The organism is Mycobacterium hainanense, assembly GCF_041890355.1.
Taxonomy (GTDB): Bacteria; Actinomycetota; Actinomycetes; order Mycobacteriales; family Mycobacteriaceae; genus Mycobacterium; species Mycobacterium hainanense.
In genome coordinates this window covers 3,995,675-4,021,136 of sequence record NZ_CP169059.1, presented here as the reverse complement: position 1 = coordinate 4,021,136, position 25,462 = coordinate 3,995,675, and the positions used below count along the sequence as shown (strand labels likewise).

Below are 25,462 nucleotides of genomic sequence, written 5' to 3'. Positions count from 1 at the left end.
CGTGGCGTCGCTGGGCGACCGGCTCGATTTCGTGGTGGGCGCCAAGGCCGCCGATCAGCTCGACGAGGAGTTGGGCATCCGCACGGTCGACGATCTGCTACGCCACTACCCGCGCAGCTACACCGAGGGCGCGACCCGGTGGGACGCCGACGACCAGCGCCCGCCGGCCGGCGAGCACATCACCATCGTCGACACGATCACCGCGACGAAGACGTGGCCGATGAAGAAAACCCCGAAGAAGCTCTGCCACCGCATCACCCTCGGCGCCGGCCGCAACAAGGTGACCGCGACTTTCTTCAACGCGAACTATCTGAAGAAGGACCTGACCGAGGGCACCAAGGTAATGCTGTCCGGGGAGGTCGGGTTCTTCAAGAACGTCATGCAACTGACGCATCCGGCCTTCCTCATCCTCGATTCCCCGGACGGCAAGAACCGCGGCACCAGCTCGCTGAAGAACATCGCGATCGCCTCGCAGGCCACCACCGGCGAGGTGCAGATGGAGGCGTTCGAGCGGGCCTTCTTCCCGATCTATCCGGCGACCACGAAGGTGCAGAGCTGGGACATCTTCAGGTGCGTGCGCCAAGTGCTCGACGTCCTGGATCCGGTGGACGACCCGCTGCCCGCCGACCTGTGCGCCCGCTACGGCCTGGTCCCCGAGGACCGGGCGTTGCGCGACATCCACCTGGCCGAGGACCAGGCGGCGCGGCGGCGGGCGCGGGAGCGGCTGACGTTCGACGAAGCCGTGGGGCTGCAGTGGGCGCTGGTCACCCGGCGGCACAGCGAGCTGTCGGAATCGGGCCCCCCGGCGCCGCAGCGCCCCGACGGCTTGTCCGCTGAACTGTTGCGGCGCTTGCCGTTCGAGCTGACCGCCGGGCAGCGTGAGGTCCTCGACGTGTTCGCGCAGGAGCTGTCGGCCACCCGGCCGATGAACCGCCTGCTCCAAGGTGAGGTCGGTTCGGGCAAGACGATCGTCGCGGTGCTGGCGATGCTGCAACTGGTGGACGCGGGTTACCAGTGTGCGCTGCTGGCGCCGACGGAAGTCCTTGCCGCCCAACATCTTAGGTCCATCAACGACGTACTCGGCCCGTTGGCGATGGCCGGTCAGCTCGGTGGTGCAGACAGTGAAGGCGGGGTGGCGACCCGGGTCGCCCTGCTCACCGGTTCGATGACCGCGGCGCAGAAGAGGCAAGTCCGCGACGAGGTGGCGAGCGGCCAGGCCGGGATCGTCGTCGGCACCCACGCGCTGTTGCAGGGCGCGGTGGAATTCCACAACCTGGGCATGGTGGTGGTCGACGAGCAACACCGGTTCGGGGTCGAACAGCGAGACCAGTTGCGGGCCAAGGCTCGTCGCGGCGTCACCCCGCACCTGCTGGTGATGACGGCGACGCCCATACCGCGCACGGTCGCGTTGACCGTCTACGGCGACCTGGAAACCTCGACGCTGCGGGAACTGCCGCGCGGACGCCAGCCGATCACCAGCAACGTGATCTTCGTCAGGGAGAAGCCCGCCTGGCTCGAGCGCGCCTGGCGGCGCATCACCGAAGAGGTCGCCGCCGGCCGTCAGGCCTATGTGGTGGCGCCCCGGATCGACGAGACCGACGAACCGGAGAAGCAGGAACAGGACGCCAGACCGTCGGAGACCGCCGAGGGACTCTACGCGCGGCTGCGTGGGGGCGAGTTGGCGAACGTGCGCCTGGGACTGATGCACGGGCGGTTGTCGGCCGAGGAGAAGGACGCCGCGATGGCGGCGTTTCGTGCCGGTGAGACCGATGTGCTGGTGTGCACCACGGTGATCGAGGTGGGCGTGGACGTCCCCAACGCCACGGTGATGCTGGTGATGGATGCCGACCGCTTCGGCATCAGCCAGCTGCATCAGCTGCGCGGCCGCATCGGCCGCGGCCGGCATCCCAGCTTGTGCCTGCTGGCCACCTGGGTCTCACCGGGGTCGCCGGCCGGCCGGCGGCTCTCGGCCGTGGCCGCGACCCAGGACGGGTTCGCGCTCGCCGATTTGGACCTCAAGGAGCGCCGCGAGGGAGACGTCCTGGGCCGCAACCAGTCCGGCCGCGCGATCAACCTGCGCCTGCTCTCGCTGGCCGACCACCGCGACGTCATCGAGGCCGCGCGTGACTTCTGCGTCCGAAGCTACGACGAGAACCCGGCCAGTCCCGAATTGGCCTTGCTGGCAGCGCCTTTCGTCACCACCGACCGGATCGAATACCTGGACAAGTCGTGAACCACAAGGTGCTGCTGTGGTTGTCGGCGGCCGCGGCGCTCGCCGTGCTGGTGGCTTACCAGACCGTGGGATCCTCGACGGCCAGGCACGCCGCCGAGTACGCCGCCCGCGCCGACGTTCCGACGGTGCAGCCCGGCACCGACGTGCTCGCGGGCATCGCGGTGCTGCCGCTGCGGGCGCACCGGTACGACTACCGCCGCGCGGCGTTCGGCGACGCGTGGGACGACGACAACGACGCCCCGCTGGGCCACAACGGCTGCGACACCCGCGACGACATCCTCAACCGCGACCTCGTCGACAAGACCTACGTGTCGACCAAACGGTGTCCGGACGCGGTGGCCACCGGCACCCTGCACGACCCGTACACCAACAAGACGATTGCGTTCCAGCGCGGCGCCAAAGTCGGCGAGGCGGTGCAGATCGACCACATCGTCCCGCTGGCCTACGCCTGGGACATGGGCGCCTACGACTGGCCGGCCCCCGAGCGGCTGCGGTTCGCCAACGATCCGGCCAATCTGGTGGCCGTCGACGGGCAGGCCAATCAGGACAAGGGCGACGCCCCGCCGGCGCAGTGGATGCCGCCGAACGCCGCGTTCGCCTGCCAGTACGCCATGCAGTTCATCGCCGTGCTACGCGGCTACGCGCTTCCGGTGGATCAGGCGTCGACCGGTGCGCTGCGCCAGGCGGCGGCCACCTGCCCGGTGGGATAGCTCAGACGCCCTCGAAGGTGTTGGGATCCGGGCGCAGCCGGGTGCCGTCGTTGAGCGCGTTGATCGCGTCCATGTGCTCGGCGGCCAGCTCGAAGTCGAACACGTCGAGGTTGCCGGAGATGTGCTCGGGGTTGGCGGAGCGGAACACCACCGCGTTGCCCAGCTGCAGGTTCCACCGGAGCAGCACCTGGGCCGGCGTCTTGCCGTATTCGCCGGCGACCGAGGTCACCGTCGGGTTGTCCGTCAGCTTGCCGAGCGCCAGCGGCGTGTAGGCCTGGGTGACGACGTTGTGCTCCGCGTTGGTCTTGCGCACGTCGGCCTGGTTGAGCAGCGGGTGCAGCTCGATCTGGTTGACCGCCGGGGTGACGAAGGTCAGGTCGATGACGTCGGTGACATGCAGCTCGGTGAAGTTCGAGACGCCGATCGAGCGCGCGAGCCCGTTCCCGCGGCACTGGATCAGCCCGCCGAAGGAGTTCACGTACTCACCGCGCGACGGCACGGGCCAGTGGATCAAGTAGAGGTCGACGTAATCCAGGCCGAGCCGCTCCAGGCTTTCCTTGCAGGCCTCCTCGGACCGCAGAAACCCATGGTCGGCGGCGGCCAACTTGGTGGTGACGAATAGTTCGGCGCGCGGGATCCCGGAGGAGGCGATGGCACGGCCGACGGCGGCCTCGTTGCCGTAGGCCGAGGCGGTGTCGATCAGCCGGCAGCCGATCTCCAGCGCCGAGGAGACCGCGCGTTCCGTCTCGTCCTCGGACAAGTCCGCGACACCCAAGCCCAGCACCGGCATCGTGTTTTCATCATTAAGAGCTACCGAGGGCACGGCAGCGCCCGACTCGCCAGCCAATGTCATTCACCTGCCTGTGGGTTTGAAGGTTCGTGGGCCCAACCGATGCCGTCGTCGAGCGAGGAGATCGACGCCATTCCAGCGGCGCTGAATTCGAGCCGTTGGGCTCGAAATCGAACACGTCGAAGCTGCTCGCAATCCGTGAGGCGGTTACCGGCTTGGGGATCACGATATTACCGAGCAGGAAAATACCACCTCAGCGACACCGGACCCGGGGCGCGGTGATCCGGAACCCGGCCTTCTTTTGGACTACTCGTCACCACGTAGAGTTGGTCACACCCCCGACCGGGGGCGGGCCAGCGTCCGGCCGGCAGCGGACGCGCCGCACGGCATCGACCGCACCTGCTCGGTGGCCGCCGAAGACCGGAAAAGTCGGAAGACCACGGCGCGGAACGACTGACCTGCGTCGAGCGTCGCCACGTTGTACGTACAGGGAGTGCCCATGACCAAAAGCGTGCCCGCGCCGGACCTGCACCTTGGCGTCAAACACACGCCCATGCGCCTGACCAGCCGCATGCAGGGCGCCGTCTCGACGGTCGGTGTCAAGGTCATTCCCTGGATCCCCGCCCGGGCCAAGCGCGCGTTGTTCGGCGGCCGCTCGGTGACCATCGACGGCAACACGCTGGACGCCACGCTTCAGCTGATGCTCTCCGGGCTGCGCGCCGTCGGCATCGACGGCCTGGTGGTCGACGACGACGCGAGCGCGTCCCGCGCTCAATTGCGGCAGATGCTGCTGGAGCTGCCCGGGCCGCAGGTCCACGTCGACGTCCGGGACCTGTCGCTGCCCGGACCCGCGGGTGAGATCGCGGCGCGGCACTACCGGCCCGCCAGCGGCGCGCCCGCACCCCTGCTGGTCTTCTACCACGGCGGTGGCTGGTCGATCGGCGACCTGGACTCCTACGACGCGCTGTGCCGGCTGACCTGCCGCGACGCCGGCATTCACGTGTTGTCCATCGACTACCGGCTGGCCCCCGAGCATCCGGCCCCGGCCGCGATCGAGGACGCGTACGCCGCCTTCGGGTGGGCGCACGACCACGCCGAGGAACTCGGCGCCGCGCCCGGTCGGGTCGCGGTCGGCGGGGACAGCGCGGGCGGCAACCTGGCCGCCGCCGTCTGCCAACGGGCGCGCGACGAGGGTGCGCCCGCCCCGGTGCTGCAGTGGCTGATCTACCCGCGGACCGATTTCACCTCGCAGACCCGCTCCATGGGGCTGTTCGCCCGCGGCTTCCTGCTGACCAAACGCGACATCGACTGGTTCGAGTCGCAGTACCTGCGCGGCTCGGGCATCGACCGGGCGGACCCCCGGGTATCGCCGCTGCTGGCCGAATCGCTCGCCGGGCTCGCGCCGGCCCTCATCGCGGTCGCCGGGTTCGACCCGCTGCGCGACGAAGGGGAGAGCTATGCGGCGGCGCTGCGGGCGGCCGGGACGGCGGTCGATCTGCGGTGCATGCGGTCGCTGACGCACGGCTTCATCAACCTTTTCCAGCTCGGCGGTGGCAGCGCCGCCGCGACCACGGAGTTGATCTCGGCTCTGCGGGCTCACCTGAGCCGGGTCTGATCTGTCGCGCGGTCGGCGCCGGTAATCTAGAGGCGCCCACGAACGACCACCCGATTACCGAAGGATCGCGCAACTGTGGCCGACAAATCCAAACCGCGCTTTGACATGAAGGCGGCCGACGGTAAATCGGGCCGACTCGTGCAGATCGGCGGGACCGCCGTCGTCGTCATCTTCCTCGTCGCGCTGGTCTCCTACATCGTGGTCACGCACCACAAGAAGACCGCCGCCATTGGCGCGGGCGACACTGTGCGGGTGACGTCCAGCAAGCTGGTCACCCAGCCCGGTACCAACAACCCCAAGGCCGTGGTCACGTTCTACGAGGACTTCCTGTGCCCGGCCTGCGGCAACTTCGAGCGGACCTTCGGTCCGACGGTGTCCAGGCTGATCGACGTCGGCGCCATCGCGGCCGACTACTCCATGGTGTCGATCCTCGACAACGCCAGGAACCAGAATTACTCGTCGCGGGCGGGGGCCGCGGCGCTGTGCGTGGCCGACGAGTCGCTCGACGCGTTCCGCCGATTCCACACCGCCCTGTTCACCACCGACCTGCAGCCCAGCGAACGCGGCAGCAGTTTCCCGGACAACGCCCGGCTGATCGAGCTCGCCCGCGAGGCCGGCGTCGTGGGCAAGGTGCCCGACTGCATCAACAGCGGCAAGTACATCGCCAAGGTCACCGGCGAGGCGGCAGCCGCGAAGATCAACGCCACCCCGACCATCAAGATCAACGGCGACGACTACGACCCGTCCACCCCTGACGCGCTGGTGGCCAAGATCAAGAGCATCGTCGGTGACGTGCCGGGCATCGACGGCGCCACCGCCCCTCCGGCCACCTGACCACCCGGTGTCGTCGACCCAAATCGCCGACCTGACAGCGGAGTCGCGTCAGGAAGCGGGCGTGCCGGCGGCCAGCGCGTGGTGGGTGTTGATCGCCGGCGTGATCGGCCTGGCCGCCTCCGCGACGCTGACCGTGGAGAAGATCGATCTCCTGCTCAACCCGGCGTACGTGCCGTCGTGCAACCTCAACCCGATCCTGTCGTGCGGCTCGGTGATGGTCACCCCGCAGGCGTCGGTGCTGGGCTTCCCCAACCCGCTTCTGGGCCTGGTGGCCTTCACCGTGGTGGTCGTCACCGGACTGCTGGCGGTGACGAAAGTGTCTTTGCCGCAGTGGTATTGGGTCGGTTTGACCATCGGGCTGCTGGCCGGTGCGGCGTTCGTGCACTGGTTGATCTACGAGAGCCTCTACAGGATCGGCGCGTTGTGCCCGTACTGCATGGTCGTCTGGGCGGCCACCGTCACGCTGCTGGTGGTCGTCGCGTCGATCGCGTGGCGCCCGGCGCTGCAGTGCCGGGGACGCGGTGTGGCGTGGGTGCTGTACCAATGGCGGTGGTCCATCGTCGCGCTGTGGTTCACCGCGGTGTTCCTGCTGATCATGGCGCGATTCTGGGACTACTGGTCGACGCTGCTGTAGGCGTGGGCAGGTGACCCGCATCATCGGCGGCGTGGCCGGCGGCCGGCGCATCGCCGTCCCGCCCCGCGGGACCAGGCCGACCACCGACCGGGTGCGCGAGTCGCTGTTCAACATCCTGATCGCGCGAGGAGACCTGACGGGCGCGGCGGTGCTGGACCTCTACGCCGGTTCGGGCGCATTGGGTTTGGAGGCGCTGTCGCGGGGGGCCGCCTCTGCGCTGTTCGTGGAGTCCGACCAGCGCAGCGCCTCGGTCATCGCGCGCAACATCGACGCACTGGGCTTGGCCGGCGCGACGGTGCGCCGTGGCACGGCCGCCACCGTCCTGGCATCCGGGGCCGCGCACCCCGTCGATCTCGTGCTGGCCGACCCGCCCTACGACCTGTCGGCCGCCGAGGTGGAGGCCGTGTTGGCCGCCCTGGTCGCCCACGGCTGGACCACTGCCGGAACCGTCGCGGTGGTGGAGCGCGCGGCGACCGGTGCGCCGCTGACCTGGCCGGCCGGCTGGTCCCGGTGGCCGCCGCGCGTGTACGGCGACACCCGGTTGGAGATGGCCGAGCGAGCGTGAGGCCGGCGTGTAGCGTCTCTCGTCATGGGCGCCGCTCGTCTTCATCACCGCGTTCTGCATCGTCCTGGGCGCGCGCCATGAGCGGCGCGGTATGCCCGGGCTCGTTCGACCCAGTGACGTTGGGCCACATCGACGTCTTCGAACGCGCGGCGGCCCAATTCGATGAGGTGGTGGTGGCGATCCTGACCAACCCCGCCAAGAAGGGCATGTTCGACCTGGACGAGCGGATCGCGATGATCAAGGAGTCGACCACCCATCTGCCCAACCTGCGCGTCGAGGCCGGACAGGGTCTGGTGGTTGACTTCGTCAGGTCGCGGGGGATGACCGCCATCGTGAAGGGCCTGCGCACCGGGACCGACTTCGAATACGAGCTGCAGATGGCGCAGATGAACAAGCACATCGCCGGTGTCGACACCTTTTTCGTGGCGACGACGCCGCGGTATTCGTTCGTCTCGTCGTCGTTGGCCAAGGAGGTCGCGACGTTCGGTGGCGACGTGTCGGAGCTCCTGCCCGAGCCGGTGAACCGGCGCCTGCGCGAAAAGCTCGCCGGCCGCCTTTAAATGCGGCGCATCCGCTCCTGGCGCGTATCGGGCCCGCAAGCGGGTACCCGCAGGATTTGGGCGGCCGAGCGGCGGGGAGGAGCCGGCAGGTGAAGTACATTGCGTTAGAAGAAGCCTTCTCGATACCCGGGATTGCCGATCCCATGCCGCAGTTGGCCTCGCGCACAAGGCATTACGCCCAAGAGTGGCTGCGCAAGCTGCCCGACTTCACGGAGTACCGGTTGCCGGAGATGGACGCGGCCGGCATCGACATCCAGGTGCTGTCACTGACCGTCCCGGGTCTGCAAGCCGACATGGACGCCGCCACCGCGCGGGACAAGGCCCGCCGCGCCAACGACTATCTGGCCCAAGTGGTCTCCGAACACCCGACGCGCTTCCGCGGCTTCGCGGCGCTTCCGCTTCAAGACCCTGGGGCGGCCGTTGCCGAGCTCGACCGCTGCGTCACCGAGCTCGGGTTCTGCGGGGCACTGGTCAACGACCACCTTGGCGGCCACTACCTGGACGAGCCGGCCTATGAACCGCTGTGGGGCGCGCTGGAATCGCTTGGCGTGCCGCTGTATCTGCATCCGGGCGCGCCGCCGGCGGACCACTGGCGGGTGCTGAACGGCCACCCGGAACTCTACGGCTCGATGTGGAGTTGGGCGGCCGAAGTCTCGGGGCACGCACTGCGCGTCCTGTTCAGCGGGCTGTTCGACCGCCACCCCTCGGCGATATTGATTTTGGGCCACATGGGCGAATTCCTGCCCTTCCAGCGCAGCCGCCTGGACTCGCGATACGCGACGATTGACACCGACTATCGGCTGCAGCGCCCCCCGTCGTCCTATCTCGGCACCAACATCGTGTTCACCATCAGCGGGGTGTTCTCGCCGGCCACCCTGGCCGGCGCCGTCGGGGAAGTGGGCGCCGACGCCATCATGTTCTCGATCGACTATCCCTACGAATCCTCACGGGCCGCTGTCGACGGGTTCGAGCGCGCGACCCTGAGCCCTGGTGACCGCGAGAAGATCGCCCACGCCAACGCCGAACGCATCCTGAAGGTTTGATCGAGGGGCCGTTTCACTTCGGCGTGCCGACCTGGACGGTATCCGGACGGAGTCTTGGTGCGGGGCAACGGCTTTCCTGAGGCACAACGTGGACCGGTCACCGACTACGCGGCCCTCGCGCAGGCGTGCGGGCGGCCTCGACTAGGGCGAGCGCCTGGGCTAGTGGTGGTGCTCGCCGTGGTCGTGGTGGCACTCGTGCTCGTGCTGGGCGTCGGGGGCGCCGCCCATCATGCGCAACATCGGCACGCCGCCGGAGGTGACGAACCGGATGACCAGCACCGCCCCGACGACCAGGAAGGCGATGTTCAGCCAGGTCGTGTAGTTCCACGAAACGGCCGCTTCCATGACCGTCGCGTTGCGCTGCTTGGGAACGAGACCCGTTGCGCCGAAGATCATTTCGACGAGGTAGCCGGCGGCGACCATCGCGGCGTAAAAGGTGCCCAGCAGTGTCAGCATCATCTTGGTGCCGTAGTACTTACGGTAGATGTTGAGGATCGGCAGGATCAGCAGATCGGCGTAGATGAACGCGATGACACCGCCGAAACTGATGCCCCCGTTCCACAGCACCGCGGCGAGCGGGACGTTGCCGATCGAGCAGACGAACGACACGATCGCCACGATCGGTCCCACGAGCGGGCCCCATATCGTCGACCAGGTCGGATGGTCGGCGAAAAAGAAAACCTGCCAGAACTTTTCGGGGACCCACGCCGCGATGGCGCCGGCGATCAACAAGCCCAGCACCAGATCGCGCAGAATCGCCAGCCACTCCATCACGAACACGTGGGCGACGGAGGTGAAGCCTTCCGCGGAGAACAGCCGCTGCGCGAACGAACCCTGCTTCGTGATGGACATGTCCATGGCGGCATGGCCCTCCATCGAACCGGCGATCCCGCGGTCGGCCTGCTCCCGGGCGGCATCGACCAGCCGCGAGCGCACGAACAGACGGAACAGGACGGCCAGGACCACGATCATCAACGGGCCGCCGACGAATTCCGCGGCGGTGAACTGCCAGCCCATCAGCAGCGCCAGGATGATGCCCAGTTCGACCACCAGGTTGGTGGAGCCGATCTCGAACGCCATGGCGGCGGTGAAGCTGGCGCCCTTGCGGAAGAGTGACCGGGCCAACGCCACCGCGGCGTACGAGCACGACGACGATGCCGCGCCGAGCCCGGCGGCCAGCGCCAGGGTGCGCGGCCGGTCATCGCCCAGCAGCGTAACGATCGTCGAGCGCCGCACCACCGCCTGCACCACCGCCGACAGGGCGAACCCCAGGATCAGGGCCCACAGGATTTCCCACGTCATCGATCCCGCCACCGCCAAGGCGTGTCCGACCGCTGCTAACACGAGTGCTCGATCCTCCCCTTCAAGGTTTCACGGGCCCCAAACCTATACCCCGCAGGGGTATACGTCAACGGCGCAAAGCGTCCTGGCCAGGGCGAAGGGTGGCCGCGATCCCTAGAATGGCGCCAAAGCGCCGACAACCGTGGCGGCGCGGACGGGCATGTCGATGGAATTCACGCAGGACGGGGTGTCGTTGCCGCAGCGCCTCTTGGCGGCGACGCGGCCAAATGTCCGACACACCGGGCCGCCACCGCTGTCACAAAGGCAACACCAGGCACACTGGTAACAACAGATTTTGCAGACGCCAGGAGGATATGGCCGTGTACCGAGTCTTTGAAGCGCTCGACGAACTGAGCGCCATCGTTGAAGAAGCGCGCGGCGTTCCGATGACGGCCGGCTGCGTGGTGCCCCGCGGTGACGTGCTGGAACTGATCGACGACATCAAGGATGCGATCCCCGGGGAGCTGGACGACGCCCAGGACGTGCTCGATGCTCGCGACTCGATGCTGCAGGACGCCAAGTCGCACGCCGAATCCATGGTGTCCTCGGCGACCACCGAGTCGGAATCGATGCTCAACCACGCCCGTGCCGAGGCCGACCGGCTGCTGTCCGACGCAAAAGCGCAGGCCGACCGCATGGTGAGCGAGGCGCGCCAGCACAGCGACCGGATGGTCGGGGAGGCCCGCGAGGAAGCGATGCGCATCGCCACGGCGGCGAAACGAGAGTACGAGGCCAGCGTCGGCCGCGCCCAGGCCGAGGCCGACCGGCTGCTGGAGAACGGCAACATCTCCTACGAGAAGGCCGTGCAAGAGGGCATCAAGGAGCAGCAGCGCCTGGTGTCGCAGAACAGCGTGGTGGAGGCGGCCAACGCCGAGGCCACCCGGCTCATCGACTCGGCCCATGCCGAGGCCGACCGGCTACGCGGTGAATGCGACATCTACGTCGACAACAAGCTCGCCGAGTTCGAGGAATTCCTCAACGGCACGCTGCGCTCCGTCGGGCGCGGACGTCACCAGCTCCGGACGGCCGCCGGCACGCACGACTACGCGGTGCGCTAGTCCCCTGCGGGCGGCCGTGCCCTGGCATTATGCGGCGCGCGCCGTAGGATTTCTCCTATGACGCGGCAGCACAGCACCACTTCCCAGCGTCGTCTGAGCTCGCCGATGTCGATCGACATCACCAGGCTTGGGCGACGCCCGGGCGCGATGGTGACCGTGCGCAAGACGGTGCCCAGCCCATCGCGGATCGGGCTGGACATGATCGCGATCGAGCGGGATGCCCCGTTGGAACTGGACCTGCAGATTCAATCCGTCTCCGAAGGCGTCTTGGTGACCGGGACGGTGGACGCACCCACGGTCGGCGAATGCTCCCGGTGCCTGACGCCGGTCAGCGGCCGGGTGCAGGTCAGATTGACCGAATTGTTCGCCTATCCCGACAGCACGACGGAGGCGACCACCGAGGAGGACGAGGTCGGCCACATCGTCGACGACACCATCGACCTCGAGCAGTCGATCGTCGACGCCGTGGGACTGGAGCTGCCGTTCGCGCCCCTGTGCACGCCCGACTGCCCGGGGCTGTGTCCCGAATGCGGGGTTGCCCTGGCGGCCGAGCCCGGCCATCGGCACGACCGCATCGACCCGCGGTGGGCCAAGCTGGCCGGCATGTTTCCCGACCCCGACGCACCGCGGGGTGAGCGATGACGTCTCGCCAGGATCTGCTCGACGCGCTGGGGGTCGAACTGCCCGACGAGCTGCTCTCGCTGGCGTTGACGCATCGCAGCTATGCCTACGAGCACGGCGGCCTGCCCACCAACGAGCGGCTGGAATTTCTCGGCGACGCCGTGCTGGGTCTGACCGTCACCGACGAGCTCTACCACCGGCACCCCGACCGCTCCGAAGGTGACCTGGCCAAGCTGCGGGCCAGCGTCGTCAACACCCAGGCGCTGGCCGACGTCGCCCGGAAGCTGTCCCCGGACGGCCTGGGCGCTCACCTGTTTCTTGGGCGCGGGGAAGCCAACACCGGCGGTGCCGACAAGTCGAGCATCCTGGCCGACGGGATGGAGTCGCTGCTGGGTGCGATCTATCTGCAGCACGGCATCGACACCGCCCGCGAAGTGATCCTGCGGCTGTTCGGCGGTCTGTTGGACGCGGCGCCCACGCTGGGGGCGGGGCTGGACTGGAAGACCAGCCTGCAGGAGCTGACCGCCGCCCGTGGCATGGGCGCGCCGTCCTACGTCGTCACCTCTACCGGCCCGGACCACGACAAAGAATTCACCGCGGTCGTCGTGGTGATGGACACCGAATACGGCTCGGGCGTGGGGCGGTCCAAGAAGGAGGCCGAACAGAAGGCCGCCGCCGCCACCTGGAAAGCCCTCGAAGACCTGGACGCCGCCGACAAAACGTCGGTGTGAAACCGAGGGTGATGACCCGCTTCGCCCGGCTTCGCCGCGCTTGCGATCATCACTGGGCCTGAGGGTGATGACCCGCTTCGCCCGGCTTCGCCGCGCTTGCGATCATCACTGGGCCTGAGGGTGATGACCCGCTTCGCCCGGCTTCGCCGCGCTTGCGATCATCACTAGGTGCCCGAGCTACCCGAAGTCGAGGTGGTGCGCCGCGGCTTGCAAGCCCGGGTCGTCGGCAAAACGATCACGGCCGTTCGGGTGCATCACCCGCGCGCGGTGCGCCGGCACGAGGCTGGCCCCGCCGACCTCACCGCACGGCTGCTCGACGCGCGCATCACCGGCACCGATCGGCGCGGCAAGTACCTGTGGCTGCTGCTCGACGGCCCGCAGGACCCGGACACGGCCTTGGTGGTGCACCTCGGCATGAGCGGGCAGATGCTGCTGGGGCAGGTGCCACGCGCCGACCACGTGCGCATCTCCGCGCTGCTCGACGACGGGACCGTGCTCAGCTTCGCCGACCAACGCACCTTCGGTGGCTGGATGCTCGCCGATCTGGTCAGCGTGGACGGCAGCGTGATTCCGGCCCCCATCGCGCACCTGGCGCGCGACCCGCTGGACCCGCTTTTCGACCGCGACGCCGTCGTGAGCGTGTTGCGGCGCAAGCACTCCGAGATCAAGCGGCAGCTTCTCGATCAAACCGTCGTGTCGGGCATCGGCAACATCTACGCCGACGAGGCGCTGTGGCGCGCCAAGGTCAACGGGGCCCGGATCGCCGCCACGCTGAGCCGCCGCCGGCTCGCCGCGATCCTGGACGCCGCGGCCGACGTGATGCGCGACGCGCTGGCGCAGGGCGGTACGTCGTTCGACTCGCTGTACATCAACGTCAACGGCGAATCCGGCTACTTCGACCGGTCGCTGGATGCGTACGGCCGCGAAGGGCAGAACTGCCGGCGCTGCGGCGCGGTGATTCGCCGGGAGAAGTTCATGAACCGGTCGTCGTTCTACTGCCCGAGATGCCAGCCGCGGCCGCGCCTTTGAGTGGGCGAGCACGGCATTGCGTGTGCGGCCACGGTTGCGACACGCCGAGGGACGTCACCCGGGGCGCACGCTCGATTGCACGCCGGCCGGGCGTTGGCAAGAAAGGTGAGGTTATCCTCACCTCGCGTCGTTATCCTGGGTGGCATGGTGAACCGATGGGGCCGGGTCGGCTAGTGCGGAGCTCACTTCGTGGATCGGGTTCGCCGACCGTGCTGGCCCAGCTCGCGCCGGGCCAGCGGGCGACCATCCTGGGCGTGGCGCCGGCGGCGTCTGCAGTGGTGGCGGGCCGGCTGCGGCAGCTCGGCTTCCGGCCGGCCTCGGACGTCGAGGTCATCCGGCGCGCGCCGATGGGTGACCCCACCATCTACCGCGTGCAGGAGACCGAGCTCTGCCTGCGCCGCCGCGAGGCGCGGCTGATCCAAGTCGATCCGGGGAGCGTCGCATGACGTCCTGCCATGAGGAAGGCGCCGCGGTCGCGGTTGCCGGTGTGGCACGCGTCGCGCTGGTGGGCAGCCCCAACGCCGGCAAGACGTCGGTGTTCAACCACCTCACCGGGCTGCGCGCCAAGACCGGCAACTATCCGGGCGTCACCGTCGGGCGCCGGGTCGGCACCACGAAAGTGGACGGCGTCGAGATCGCCGTGGAGGATCTGCCGGGCACCTACAGCTTGCAGCCCATCAGCCCCGACGAACAGGTGGTCGCCGACCTGCTGGCCGGCAACGTCGCCGACGCCGGCCGTCCCGATGCGATTGTTCTGGTGGCAGACGCCACCACGCTGAACCGATCCATCACCCTGGTGGCCCAGGTGATGCGGCTCGACGTCCCGTGCCTGTTGGCGTTGACCATGACCGACGAGTTGACCGCGCGCGGCGGCCGCATCGACACCGAGGCCTTGTCGACGGCGCTGGGCATCCCGGTGCTCCCCGTCATCGCGCACCGCGGCGGGGGCATCGACACCCTGCGCGCGCGGCTGGTGTCCTTCGACCGGTGGCAGCGGCCGCCGATCCTGCCGCCCGCCGACGACGACGCCGTCGACGCCTGGGGCAAGTCGGTCCTGCGTGCCGCCAATTACATTGCGCCGCAGCCCGATCGGCGCACCGGCGGCATTGACAGAGTCGTGCTGCACCCCCTGTGGGGAACCGTCATCTTCTTCGCGGTGATGTTCTGCTTCTTCCAGGTCGTCTTCACCGTCGCCGCGCCGCTGCAGGACCGCGTCAGCCAGGGACTCGGCTGGTTCGGCACGCTGGTCAGCGACCACGTCGGCAACTACGTCGTGCGGGGTCTGCTCGGCCAGGGACTCATCGGTGGCGTCGGGACAGTGCTGCAGTTCATCCCGCAGATCGTGTTGCTGTTCTTGCTGATCGCGCTGCTGGAGAACGTCGGCTACATGGCGCGGGCGGCTTTCCTGATGGACCGGGTGATGGCCGCGACCGGGCTGGAGGGTCGCGCCTTCGTCGCGATGCTCTCGTCGTTCGCCTGCGCCATCCCGGGGATCATGGCGACCCGGACGCTGCCGTCGTCGCGCGACCGGATCGCCACCATCATCACGGCGCCGCTGATGACCTGCTCCGCCCGGCTTCCCGTCTTCACCCTGCTGGTGGGGCTGCTGGTGTCGCCGCAGACCCAGTGGTGGGGCTTCAGCGCGCAGGGTGTGGCGATGTTTCTGCTGTATCTGTGTGGGGGCACCTCGGCGCTGATCGCGGCGTCGTTGTTCAAGTCGACGATCCTGCGCAGCGATCTGCTCCCGTTCACGATGGAGCTTCCCCCGTACCGTTTCCCGTCGCCCAAGAACGTGCTGATCACCATGTGGGATTCGGCGAAGGTGTTCCTGCGCAAGGCCGGAACCATCATCCTGGGCACCTCCGTGGTGCTCTGGGTGCTGCTCAATTTGCCCGCGCGCCAAGCGGAAACCGCGCACATGTCGGCGACACAGGCCACCGCCTACGTGATGGACCACAGTTACGCCGCCGACGTCGGCAAGGCGATCGGGCCGGTGTTCTCACCGCTCGGTTTCGACTGGCACATCAACGTCGCCCTGCTTGGTTCCTTCTCGGCGCGTGAGGTTTTCGTGTCCACCCTCGGTCAGGTGTCGGCGGCGACGAGTCCGGACGACCCGCACGAGGCCCTGGTCACGATGGCCGACGACGACGGCCACAAGGTGTTCACCGCGCCGACCGTCATCGCGCTGATGGTGTACTTCATCTTCGCGCTGCAGTGCATGTCCACCGTCGCGGTGATGCGCCGCGAGACCAACTCGTGGCGCTGGCCCGCCTTCGCGTGGTCCTACATGTTCATCCTGGCCTGGACGATGGCGTTTGTGGCCCGCTCGATCGCGGTCGGGGTGGGCGCATGATTCCGATCCACGCCACCGCGACCGCGGACCCGCGTCAGCTGCGCTGGGTGGTCCCGCCCGATCGTCTGCCGGCGCGCGGCGCCGTCCGGGGGGCTCCGGGCCGGCTGGGCGCCCTGCTGGACAGCGGGGTGCTCACCGAGCTCGTGGTCGGCGCCCGCGACATCCTGATCACGATCGGCGCCGGCGGTAGCTGGCGGGACCTGGGCGACGACGTCCGGGAGGCGCTCGGCGAGGCGCTGCTGGACCCGCACGGCTGGACGGTCGACGAGTCATCCGGCCCGGATCTGCAATCCGCTGCCGCGGAACTGCTTGCCGGGCCCGTCGGCGCGCTCGCCGCCTCGCACGGCGGGTCGATCGAGCTGGTCTCGGTGGCCGGACACACCGTGACGGTGCGGATGGTCGGCGCCTGCGACGGATGCCCGGCGGCGTCGTCGACGCTGCGGGACGTCTTCGAGCGCGAGCTACGGGAACGGGTCGGCCAGCAGGTGGTTGTCGCCTGCGAAAACAATTCGGCGGCAATCTCATTCGGTAAGAAGCTGCTGTCGCTGATCGTCCGCTGAAGGCTCGGGCTCATCGAGGGCGCGACGTCGGGCGTGTCAATCGAAGATGTCGCGGCGGGTGGCCCCCGCGGGCAGCGCGGGGTCGACGAACCATTCACGGGGAAACAGCAGACCGAACGTTTGCGGCGGCAGCCGCAGCAGGACGTCATACATGCGCGCACCCACGCTGGACGCGCCGATCTGAGAGCGGTGGGCGGCGAACGCGTCCCGCTTCTGGCGGGCGAAGCGAAACACGTCGATCCGGTGGGTGATGCTCGCCCGCGGCGCGTAGGCGGTGCGGGCCACGTCCGGCTCGTAGGGCGGCGGGAGCCTCAGCAGCCGGGCGAGCTGGCCGGTGCGCACCACTAATTCGCGCGGCATCGTCGCCTCCAACACGCGAGGCGTAGCCGCAAGTTCGGCGGCCCGCTTGCCGACGTGATGCACCTGGACATGATCGCGGTGGCCGTAGCCGCCGTTCGGTTGATAGCTGAGCAGAAGGTCGGCGTCTTCCTCGGCGAGGATGGCCGCGAGCCGCCGCGCCGCTTCCTCGACATCTGCGCGCCCGAAGCGGATTCGCCCCGGCGGGTCAGAGTAGAACAGCGGCCCGTAACCGCTATCGGCGTAGCCCAGGCACTCGACCCGGTGAGCTCCCAAAATGCTTGCGCTCGAACGTAGTTCGTCTAGGCGACAATCGTCCTCTGCGTTGTGCACCCGTCCGTCGGTCGCGGTGACGACGACGATGCGATGCCCGTCTGCCGCCGCGCGCGCCAACGTGCCTCCGGTGAGGATCACCTCGTCGTCCGGATGGGCGTGGAATGCGACCACGGTGGCCATGAACGCAGTATGCCCGCGGCATCGGGCGCGCACTGCCCGGTAGAAATGAGCCATGACCGAACTCTGGGTGGAGCGCACGGGATCGCGCCGTTACACCGGACACAGCTCGCGCGGCGCGCAGGTACTCGTCGGCTCCGAAGACGTCGACGGCGTGTTCACCCCGGGCGAGCTGCTAAAGATCGCGCTCGCCGCGTGCAGCGGGATGTCCAGCGACCAGCCGCTCGCCCGCCGGCTCGGCGACGACTACAAGGCGGTGGTCAAGGTGTCGGGGGACGCCGACCGCGAACGTGAGGTGTATCCGCTCCTGGAAGAGACGCTCGAGTTGGACCTGTCCGGGCTCACGGCCGAGGAGAAGGAGCGGCTGCTGACGGTGGTCGACCGGGCCATCGACCTGGTCTGCACCGTCGGGCGCACGCTGAAGGCCGGTACGAAGGTCAGCTTCAAGGTCGCCGATGTCGGAACCTGACGTCCGGCTCACCGCCTGGGTGCACGGGAAGGTCCAAGGCGTCGGTTTCCGCTGGTGGACGCGCAGCCGGGCGCTCGAGCTGGGGCTTACCGGGTACGCGGCCAACCAGGCCGACGGCCGCGTCCTGGTTGTCGCGCAGGGGCCGCGGGAGGCCGCCGAGAGACTGCTGGCGCTGCTGGAGGGCGACGAGGCGTGGCCGTCGCGGCCCGGCCGCGTCGACAAGGTGGTCGCCGACTGGTCACCGCCGCGGGAACGGTTCGAGGGGTTCGTCGAGCGCTGACGCGGCGCGACATCGCCCTCCCGAAAGCCCGCCAGAGCGTGATTGATGTGGCCATTGTGACCAGTGCGGCAAGGTGTGAACAACCGCCGCATTTCGCGCCTCCCGACACCCCTCGGTACGGCCGACGCGGGCGATTCGAGCGGTAGTCTGGCTCGCCGTGTACCTCAAGAGTCTGACGCTGAAGGGCTTCAAGTCCTTCGCTTCGCCGACGACTCTGCGTTTTGAGCCGGGCATCACCGCGGTCGTCGGGCCCAACGGTTCGGGCAAGTCCAACGTCGTCGACGCCCTGGCCTGGGTGATGGGGGAGCAGGGCGCGAAGACCCTGCGCGGCGGCAAGATGGAAGACGTCATCTTCGCCGGCACCTCGTCGCGGGCCCCGCTCGGCCGCGCCGAAGTCACCGTCACCATCGACAACTCCGACAACGCGCTGCCGATCGAATACTCCGAGGTGTCGATCACCCGGCGCATGTTCCGCGACGGTGCCAGCGAATACGAAATCAACGGCGCCAGTTGCCGTTTAATGGACGTCCAAGAGCTGCTGAGCGACTCCGGGATCGGCCGGGAGATGCACGTCATCGTGGGGCAGGGCAAGCTCGACGAGATCCTGCAGTCGCGACCCGAAGACCGTCGCGCCTTCATCGAAGAGGCCGCCGGGGTGCTCAAGCACCGCAAGCGCAAGGAAAAGGCCCTCCGCAAACTCGACGCCATGGCGGCGAACCTGGCCCGCCTGACCGACCTCACCACCGAGCTGCGCCGCCAGCTCAAACCGCTGGGCCGCCAAGCCGAGGTGGCGCGCCGTGCCCAGACCATCCAGGCCGACCTGCGCGACGCCCGGTTGCGCCTGGCCGCCGACGACCTGGTCAACCGGCAGACCGAGCGCGACGCCATCTTCGAGGCGGAGGCCGCCATCCGCCGCGAGCACGACGAGGCCGCCGCCCGCCTGGCCGTGGCGTCCGAGGAGCTCACCGCGCACGAGGCGGCGGTCGCCGAACTCTCGCAGCGGGCCGAATCGGTGCAACACACCTGGTTCGGGCTGTCCGCGCTGGCCGAACGGGTGGCCGCGACGGTGCGCATCGCCAGCGAACGCGCGCAACATCTGGACGTCGAGCAGGCGCCGCCCAGCGACACCGACCCCGACGCTTTGGAAGCCGAGGCCGAGCGGGTCGCCGTCGCCGAGCGGCAATTGCTGGCCGAACTGGCCGATACGCGCACGCGGCTCGATGCCGCCCGCGCCGAGCTGGGCGAGCGCGAGCGCGAGGCCGCCGAAGCCGATCGGGCCCACCTGGCGGCGGTTCGCGCCGAGGCGGACCGCCGCGAGGGCCTCGCGCGGCTGGCCGGCCAGGTGGAGACCATGCGGGCGCGCGTGGAATCCATCGACGACAGCGTCGCCCGGCTGTCCGAACGCATCGAACAGGCCGCCGCCCGCGCGCAGCAGTCCAAGGCGGAGTTCGAGACCGTGCAGGGCCGCGTCGGCGAGCTGGATCAGGGCGAGGTGGGCCTCGACGAACACCACGAGCGCACCGTGGCCGCCCTGCGGTTGGCCGACGCGCGCGTCGCCGAACTGCAGGCCGCCGAGCGCGACGCCGAACGCCGGGTGGCCTCGCTGCGGGCCCGCATCGACGCGCTGGCGGTCGGGCTGGAGCGCAAGGACGGCGCGGCCTGGCTGACCGAAAATCACGTCGGGACAGGTCTTTTCGGGCCGATCGCCAAGCTGGTCAAGGTCCGCTCCGGCTACGAGGCGGCCCTGGCCGCGGTGCTGGGATCGGCCGCCGACGCCCTGGCCGCCGAGAGCTTCGGCGCCGCCCGGTCCGCGGTCGCCGCCCTCAAGCAAGCCGACGGCGGACGTGCGGCGCTGGTGCTCGGCGATTGGCCCGCCGACGACGCCGCGTCGCGCGACGCGTTGCCCGGCTCCGCCCTGTGGGCGCTGGACCTGATCGAGGCGCCCGCGCGGCTGCGCGGCGCCATCACGGCGATGCTTTCGGGCGTCGCGGTGGTCGACGACCTGGATCAGGCGCTCGAGCTGGTGGCGGCGCGCCCGCGGTTGCGTGCGGTCACGCTCGACGGCGACCTGGTGGGCGCCGGCTGGGTCAGCGGGGGCTCCGACCGCAAGCTGTCCACGCTCGAGGTGACCTCGGAAATCGACAAGGCCGGCAGCGAGCTGGCCGCCGCGGAATCGCAGGTCGCGCAGCTGACCGCGGCGCTGTCCGGCGCGCTGACCGAGCAGGCCGCCCGCCAGGACTCCGCGGAGCAGGCGTTGGCCGCGCTCAACGAATCCGACACCGCGATCTCGGCGATGTACGAGCAGCTGGGGCGGCTCGGCCAGGAAGCCCGCACCACCGAAGACGAGTGGACCAGGTTGCTGCGGCAGCGCGAGGAGCTCGAGGCCGGCCGCGCGCAGACCGTCGAAGAAGTCACGGCACTGGAGAACCGGCTGCGCAACGCGCAAGAGACGCAACACGTCGAGGCCGAAGAGCCCAACCACGCCGAGGTCCGGCAGCGGATCGCCGCCGCCGCCGAGGCCGCCCGCAGCGCCGAGGTGGAGGCCCGGCTGGCGGTGCGCACCGCCGAGGAGCGGGCCAACGCGGTCCGCGGACGAGCGGATTCCCTGCGCCGCGCCGCGGCCGCGGAACGTGAGGCGCGGCTGCGGGCCCAGCAGGCGCGCGAGGCCCGGCTGCGCGCGGCCGCTGTCGCGGCGGCGGTGGCCGACGCCGGACGGCTGCTGGCGCAGCGGCTGGACGGGGTGGTCGGGGCGGCGTCGAAGATCCGTGACGCGCTGGCGGCCGAACGTCAGGGCCGGGCGACGGCGATGGCGGCGGTGCGCGACGAGGTGAACGCGCTCAGCGCCCGGGTCGCCACCCTCACCGACTCGCTGCACCGCGACGAGGTGGCCAACGCGCAGGCGGCGATGCGCATCGAGCAGCTCGAGCAGATGGTGCTCGAGCAGTTCGGGATGGCGCCGGCCGACCTGATCGCCGAGTACGGGCCGGACGTGGCGCTGCCGCCCACCGAGCTGGAGATGGCCGAGTTCGAGCAGGCCCGCGAACGTGGCGAGCAGGTGGTCGCGCCTGCGCCGATGCCGTACGACCGGGCCACCCAGGAGCGGCGGGCCAAACGCGCCGAGCGGGAGCTCGCGGAGCTGGGCCGGGTCAACCCGCTGGCGCTCGAGGAGTTTGCCGCCCTGGAGGAGCGTTACAACTTCCTGTCCACGCAGCTCGAGGACGTCAAGGCGGCCCGCAAGGACCTGCTGGACGTCGTCGCCGACGTGGACGCCCGCATCCTGCAGGTGTTCAGCGACGCGTTCGTCGACGTGGAACGCGAATTCCAGGAAGTCTTTACCGTGCTGTTCCCCGGCGGCGAGGGCCGGCTGCGGCTGACCGATCCCGACGACATGCTCACCACCGGCATCGAGGTGGAGGCCCGCCCGCCCGGCAAGAAGATCACCCGGCTGTCTTTGCTGTCGGGTGGGGAGAAGGCGCTGACCGCGGTGGCGATGCTGGTGGCCATCTTCCGCGCCCGCCCGTCGCCGTTCTACATCATGGACGAGGTGGAGGCCGCGCTCGACGACACCAACCTGCGCCGCCTGATCAGCCTGTTCGAGCTGCTCCGCGCGCGGTCGCAGCTGATCATCATCACGCATCAGAAGCCCACGATGGAGGTCGCCGACGCCCTCTACGGCGTGACCATGCAGGGCGACGGCATCACCGCGGTGATCTCGCAGCGGATGCGCGGGCAGCAGGTGGAGCAGCTGGTCACGAGCTCCTCCTAGGCATCCGACGACGCTCCGGAATGCTCGAGGGTGACCTGACGGCGTTCGGCGTGCACGGACGGCGGGGTTTCGGCGGCGATTTCTCCGCCCGGGATCACGCCCGACGCCCAGGAGGCGCACCCGATGCCCGCTGAGCGTCTGCCCGCTTGAAACAATGTGAGCGTGTCGCAAGGTCTTTGGATCGCCATCGCGGTCGTCGCCGTCCTGGTTGTCATCGCCGCGCTGGTCCTGGGCCTGGTGCGGTACCGCGGCCGCCGGATCAGCTTCACGGCCAAGCCGGAGCCCGGCGCGATCGACCGGTCGGGCGGTTACACGGCGTCGTCCGGCATCACCTTCAGCCAAACGACCCAGGCCGATCGGCTCGACACCACGGGCCTGCCCGCGGTCGGCGACGACGCGACCATCCCCCGCGACGCGCCGCGGCGCACGATCTCCGAGGTCGAACTCCCGGAACCGCCGGCCCCGGAGACCGTCGCCCCGCCGCCGGTAGCGCCGCAGCCGCCGCCGGCGCCCGAGCCACCGCCGCCCGCGCCGCCGCCGGCGGCCCCCGAGGCCCAGGAGATCGAGGCCCCGGAGATCGAGGCCATCGCGCCGCCGGAGGGCCGGCTGGAGCGGCTGCGCGGCCGGCTGGCCCGCTCCCAGAACGCGCTGGGACGCAGCGTGCTCGGCCTGATCGGCGGCGGCGACCTCGACGAGGACGCCTGGCAGGACGTCGAGGACACCCTGCTGGTCGCCGACCTCGGCCCCGTGGTCACCGACTCGGTGATGACACAGCTGCGCGCCCGCCTGGCCGGCAGCGACGTGCGCACCGAGGCCGACGCGAAGGCCGTGCTGCGCGACGTGCTCATCCGCGAACTGCACCCCGAGATGGACCGCTCGATCCGCGCGCTCCCGCATCCGGACCACCCGTCGGTGCTGCTGGTCGTCGGTGTGAACGGCACCGGAAAGACCACCACCGTCGGCAAGCTGGCACGCGTGCTGGTGGCCGATGGGCGCCGCGTCGTGCTGGGCGCCGCCGACACCTTCCGCGCCGCCGCGGCCGACCAGCTGCAGACCTGGGCCTCCCGGGTGGGCGCGGAGGTGGTGCGCGGGCCCGAAGGCGCCGACCCCGCGTCGGTGGCCTTCGACGCCGTCGACAAGGGCGTCACCGCGGGCGCCGACGTGGTGCTGATCGACACCGCCGGCCGGCTGCACACCAAGGTCGGGCTGATGGACGAGCTCGATAAGGTCAAGCGGGTGGTGAGCCGCCGCGCAGCTGTTGACGAGGTGCTGCTGGTGCTCGACGCCACCATCGGACAAAACGGCCTGGCACAGGCGCGGGTGTTCGCCGACGTCGTCGAGATCACCGGCGCGGTGCTGACCAAGCTGGACGGGACGGCCAAGGGCGGCATCGTATTCCGCGTCCAACAGGAGCTCGGCGTGCCGGTGAAGCTGGTCGGGCTCGGGGAGGGACCCGACGACCTGGCGCCGTTCGAGCCGGGCGCCTTCGTCGACGCGCTGCTCGGCTGAAACCGCTTACACGGCGAGCGGGACGTTAATACCGCCGAAACACCGCGGCCCCATCGCGGAAACAACCATTGCGCAAGGTTCTGGATCAGGTCACAGGCGTCGCCTGACGGCCATTCATGTCCTGACCGGAGGTGAGCGAGTGGCATTCCCGCAATTGGGCCAACCCGATACCGGCGATACCGCCTGGATGTTGGCGAGTTCCGCGCTAGTGCTGTTGATGACGCCCGGCCTTGCGTTCTTCTACGGCGGCATGGTCCGCACCAGAAGCGTGCTCAACATGATCATGATGAGCATCAGCGCGATGGGCGTCGTGACAGTGCTCTGGGTGCTCTACGGCTACTCGATGTCGTTCGGCGACGACCGGGGCGGCGTCGTGGGCAACCCGACCGATTACTGGGGCCTGGCAAAGCTGATCGGCGGCAACGCCGTCAAGGCGGACCCGAGCAAGGGTGTCACGCAGGTGGACATCCCGCTGGCGGGCACCATGCCCGCGACCGTCTTCGTGGCCTTCCAGCTGATGTTCGCGATCATCACCGTCGCGCTGATCTCGGGCGCGGTCGCCGACCGGCTCAAGTTCACCGCGTGGCTGGTGTTCTCCGGTCTGTGGGCGACGCTGGTCTACTTCCCGGTCGCACACTGGGTGTTCGCGGCGGACGGCTTCGCGTCCGAGCACGGTGGCTGGATCAACAACAAGCTGCACGCCATCGACTTCGCCGGAGGGACCGCGGTCCATATCAACTCCGGTGTGGCGGGCCTGGCCCTGGCCATCGTGCTGGGCAAGCGTAAAGGCTGGCCCACCACGCTGTTCCGGCCGCACAACCTGCCGTTCGTGATGCTCGGCGCCGGTCTGCTGTGGTTCGGCTGGTTCGGGTTCAACGCCGGCTCGGCGACCAGCTCCAACGGCTCCGCCGGTTCCACCTTCATGACCACCACCGTCGCCACGGCCACGGCCATGCTCGCGTGGCTGCTGACCGAGCGCATCCGCGACGGCAAGCCCACGACGCTGGGAGCGGCGTCGGGCATCGTCGCCGGGCTGGTCGCGATCACGCCGTCCTGCTCGTCGGTCAACATGCTGGGCGCCCTCGTCGTCGGCGCGGTGGCCGGAGTCGTCTGCGCGCTGGCGGTCGGGCTGAAGTTCAAGCTCGGCTTCGACGACTCGCTCGACGTGGTCGGGGTGCACATGATCGGCGGTTTGACGGGCACGCTGCTGGTCGGCCTGCTCGCCGCGCCGGAGAGCACGGCGATCAACGGCGTGACCGGGGTGTCGAAGGGCCTGTTCTACGGCGGCGGCTGGTCCCAGCTGGAACGGCAGGCCGTCGGCGCCTTCGCCGTTCTCTTCTACTCGGGCATCGTCACGCTGATCTTGGCCTTGATCCTCAAGTACACGATCGGGCTGCGTATCCCCGCCGAAGAAGAATCAACCGGCATCGACGAGGCCGAACACGCGGAGAGCGCGTACGATTTCGGAACGATCGGTGGGCAAGGATCCGTCCTTCCGACGGCGCGGACTCCCGTGGATGACCGCAACGGCCTGGAGGGGGATCGAGTGGGCGACAAAGTGGAGGCAGAGCAGGCATGAAGCTAGTCACCGCAATCGTGAAGCCGTTCACCCTCGATGACGTGAAGACCAGCCTCGAGGACGCGGGCGTCCTGGGGATGACGGTCAGCGAAATCCAAGGGTACGGGCGGCAGAAGGGCCACACCGAGGTTTACCGGGGTGCTGAGTACTCGGTGGATTTCGTGCCGAAGGTGCGAATCGAGGTCGTGGTCGACGATTCCATCGTGGACAAGGTCGTGGACAGCATCGTCCGGGCGGCGCGGACCGGCAAGATCGGTGACGGCAAGGTCTGGGTCACCCCCGTGGAAACCATTGTGCGGGTGCGCACGGGTGAACGCGGAACCGATGCCCTCTGACCGTGGCCGCGCATCGTTGAACCAGGCCGGACGGGCC

General features: G+C 69.3%; 25 protein-coding genes. 21 read left to right on the top strand and 4 right to left on the bottom strand.

Annotated features, from left to right (window positions below; all coding sequences use genetic code 11):
• Window position 1: 1 nt before the first annotated feature.
• Window positions 2-2,233, top strand: coding sequence for an ATP-dependent DNA helicase RecG (recG, locus tag ACEL92_RS18695; protein WP_374022184.1), 2,232 nt, complete (start codon window positions 2-4; stop codon window positions 2,231-2,233).
• Window positions 2,230-2,943: an HNH endonuclease family protein gene (locus ACEL92_RS18690; RefSeq protein ID WP_374022183.1), complete on the top strand. Its 714-nt coding sequence runs from the start codon at window positions 2,230-2,232 to the stop codon at window positions 2,941-2,943. Before recG ends, ACEL92_RS18690 begins: the two co-directional genes overlap by 4 nt.
• 1 nt (window position 2,944) lies before the next feature.
• Here ACEL92_RS18690 and ACEL92_RS18685 read toward each other — a convergent pair whose 3' ends face one another.
• Complete coding sequence (locus ACEL92_RS18685) at window positions 2,945-3,790, bottom strand: aldo/keto reductase (protein ID WP_374026267.1); 846 nt, start codon at window positions 3,788-3,790, stop codon at window positions 2,945-2,947.
• A 273-nt stretch (window positions 3,791-4,063) separates the two neighbouring features.
• Window positions 4,064-4,234: a hypothetical protein gene (locus ACEL92_RS18680; protein ID WP_374022182.1), complete on the bottom strand. Its 171-nt coding sequence runs from the start codon at window positions 4,232-4,234 to the stop codon at window positions 4,064-4,066.
• Here ACEL92_RS18680 and ACEL92_RS18675 point away from each other — a divergent pair.
• The 6 genes from ACEL92_RS18675 (at window position 4,233) to ACEL92_RS18650 (ending at window position 8,984) form a co-directional block, all read left to right on the top strand.
• The gene (locus tag ACEL92_RS18675) at window positions 4,233-5,348 is read left to right on the top strand and encodes an alpha/beta hydrolase (RefSeq protein ID WP_374022181.1); all 1,116 of its coding nucleotides are present in this window, start codon (window positions 4,233-4,235) and stop codon (window positions 5,346-5,348) included. The genes ACEL92_RS18680 and ACEL92_RS18675 overlap by 2 nt on opposite strands.
• 75 nt (window positions 5,349-5,423) lie before the next feature.
• The gene (locus ACEL92_RS18670) at window positions 5,424-6,182 is read left to right on the top strand and encodes a DsbA family protein (protein ID WP_374022180.1); all 759 of its coding nucleotides are present in this window, start codon (window positions 5,424-5,426) and stop codon (window positions 6,180-6,182) included.
• Between the two features lie 7 nt (window positions 6,183-6,189).
• Window positions 6,190-6,816 carry a vitamin K epoxide reductase family protein gene (locus tag ACEL92_RS18665; RefSeq protein ID WP_374022179.1) on the top strand — a complete coding sequence of 209 codons (627 nt, stop codon included), beginning with the start codon at window positions 6,190-6,192 and terminating at the stop codon, window positions 6,814-6,816.
• A 10-nt stretch (window positions 6,817-6,826) separates the two neighbouring features.
• Window positions 6,827-7,381, top strand: coding sequence for a 16S rRNA (guanine(966)-N(2))-methyltransferase RsmD (rsmD, locus tag ACEL92_RS18660; RefSeq protein ID WP_374022178.1), 555 nt, complete (start codon window positions 6,827-6,829; stop codon window positions 7,379-7,381).
• Window positions 7,382-7,458: 77 nt separating this feature from the next.
• Entirely contained in the window at window positions 7,459-7,941 is a 483-nt protein-coding gene (gene coaD, locus ACEL92_RS18655; protein WP_374022177.1) for a pantetheine-phosphate adenylyltransferase, read from the top strand.
• Window positions 7,942-8,030: 89 nt separating this feature from the next.
• Window positions 8,031-8,984, top strand: a complete 954-nt coding sequence (locus ACEL92_RS18650) for an amidohydrolase family protein (RefSeq protein ID WP_374022176.1) — start codon at window positions 8,031-8,033, stop codon at window positions 8,982-8,984.
• 159 nt (window positions 8,985-9,143) lie between these two features.
• Here the strand turns inward: ACEL92_RS18650 and ACEL92_RS18645 are convergent, their stop codons facing one another.
• Window positions 9,144-10,328, bottom strand: a complete 1,185-nt coding sequence (locus ACEL92_RS18645) for a permease (RefSeq protein WP_374022175.1) — start codon at window positions 10,326-10,328, stop codon at window positions 9,144-9,146.
• Window positions 10,329-10,645: 317 nt separating this feature from the next.
• Here ACEL92_RS18645 and sepIVA point away from each other — a divergent pair, with 317 nt between their 5' ends.
• The 7 genes from sepIVA to ACEL92_RS18610 all read left to right on the top strand — a co-directional run bounded on the left by sepIVA (window position 10,646) and on the right by ACEL92_RS18610 (window position 16,677).
• A complete protein-coding gene (sepIVA, locus tag ACEL92_RS18640) occupies window positions 10,646-11,383 on the top strand; it encodes a cell division protein SepIVA (protein ID WP_374022174.1) in 738 nt (245 codons plus the stop codon).
• Between the two features lie 57 nt (window positions 11,384-11,440).
• Complete coding sequence (locus ACEL92_RS18635) at window positions 11,441-12,025, top strand: DUF177 domain-containing protein (RefSeq protein WP_374022173.1); 585 nt, start codon at window positions 11,441-11,443, stop codon at window positions 12,023-12,025.
• Window positions 12,022-12,735: a ribonuclease III gene (gene rnc / locus ACEL92_RS18630; RefSeq protein WP_374022172.1), complete on the top strand. Its 714-nt coding sequence runs from the start codon at window positions 12,022-12,024 to the stop codon at window positions 12,733-12,735. The genes ACEL92_RS18635 and rnc overlap by 4 nt, the downstream gene beginning before the upstream one ends.
• Before the next feature lie 168 nt (window positions 12,736-12,903).
• The gene (gene mutM, locus ACEL92_RS18625) at window positions 12,904-13,764 is read left to right on the top strand and encodes a DNA-formamidopyrimidine glycosylase (RefSeq protein WP_374022171.1); all 861 of its coding nucleotides are present in this window, start codon (window positions 12,904-12,906) and stop codon (window positions 13,762-13,764) included.
• A 173-nt stretch (window positions 13,765-13,937) separates the two neighbouring features.
• The gene (locus tag ACEL92_RS18620) at window positions 13,938-14,210 is read left to right on the top strand and encodes a ferrous iron transport protein A (protein ID WP_374022170.1); all 273 of its coding nucleotides are present in this window, start codon (window positions 13,938-13,940) and stop codon (window positions 14,208-14,210) included.
• Window positions 14,207-16,117, top strand: coding sequence for a ferrous iron transporter B (locus ACEL92_RS18615; RefSeq protein ID WP_374022169.1), 1,911 nt, complete (start codon window positions 14,207-14,209; stop codon window positions 16,115-16,117). The genes ACEL92_RS18620 and ACEL92_RS18615 overlap by 4 nt, the downstream gene beginning before the upstream one ends.
• Window positions 16,114-16,677, top strand: a complete 564-nt coding sequence (locus ACEL92_RS18610; RefSeq protein ID WP_374022168.1) for a NifU family protein — start codon at window positions 16,114-16,116, stop codon at window positions 16,675-16,677. The genes ACEL92_RS18615 and ACEL92_RS18610 overlap by 4 nt, the downstream gene beginning before the upstream one ends.
• A gap of 36 nt (window positions 16,678-16,713) precedes the next feature.
• Here the strand turns inward: ACEL92_RS18610 and ACEL92_RS18605 are convergent, their stop codons facing one another.
• Entirely contained in the window at window positions 16,714-17,490 is a 777-nt protein-coding gene (locus ACEL92_RS18605) for a PIG-L deacetylase family protein (protein WP_374022167.1), read from the bottom strand.
• Window positions 17,491-17,542: 52 nt separating this feature from the next.
• On the opposite strand from ACEL92_RS18605, the gene ACEL92_RS18600 reads away from it, so the two are divergent.
• From ACEL92_RS18600 to glnB, 6 genes are all read left to right on the top strand, one after another.
• Entirely contained in the window at window positions 17,543-17,956 is a 414-nt protein-coding gene (locus ACEL92_RS18600; protein WP_374022166.1) for an OsmC family protein, read from the top strand.
• A complete protein-coding gene (locus ACEL92_RS18595) occupies window positions 17,943-18,236 on the top strand; it encodes an acylphosphatase (RefSeq protein WP_374022165.1) in 294 nt (97 codons plus the stop codon). Before ACEL92_RS18600 ends, ACEL92_RS18595 begins: the two co-directional genes overlap by 14 nt.
• Before the next feature lie 157 nt (window positions 18,237-18,393).
• Entirely contained in the window at window positions 18,394-22,002 is a 3,609-nt protein-coding gene (gene smc / locus ACEL92_RS18590) for a chromosome segregation protein SMC (protein WP_374022164.1), read from the top strand.
• Between the two features lie 162 nt (window positions 22,003-22,164).
• Window positions 22,165-23,511, top strand: a complete 1,347-nt coding sequence (gene ftsY / locus ACEL92_RS18585) for a signal recognition particle-docking protein FtsY (RefSeq protein ID WP_374022163.1) — start codon at window positions 22,165-22,167, stop codon at window positions 23,509-23,511.
• A gap of 187 nt (window positions 23,512-23,698) precedes the next feature.
• A complete protein-coding gene (locus ACEL92_RS18580; RefSeq protein WP_374026266.1) occupies window positions 23,699-25,090 on the top strand; it encodes an ammonium transporter in 1,392 nt (463 codons plus the stop codon).
• Window positions 25,087-25,425 (top strand): nitrogen regulatory protein P-II, encoded by a 339-nt coding sequence (glnB, locus tag ACEL92_RS18575; RefSeq protein ID WP_066952569.1) that lies wholly within the window; start codon window positions 25,087-25,089, stop codon window positions 25,423-25,425. Before ACEL92_RS18580 ends, glnB begins: the two co-directional genes overlap by 4 nt.
• Window positions 25,426-25,462 lie beyond the last annotated feature (37 nt).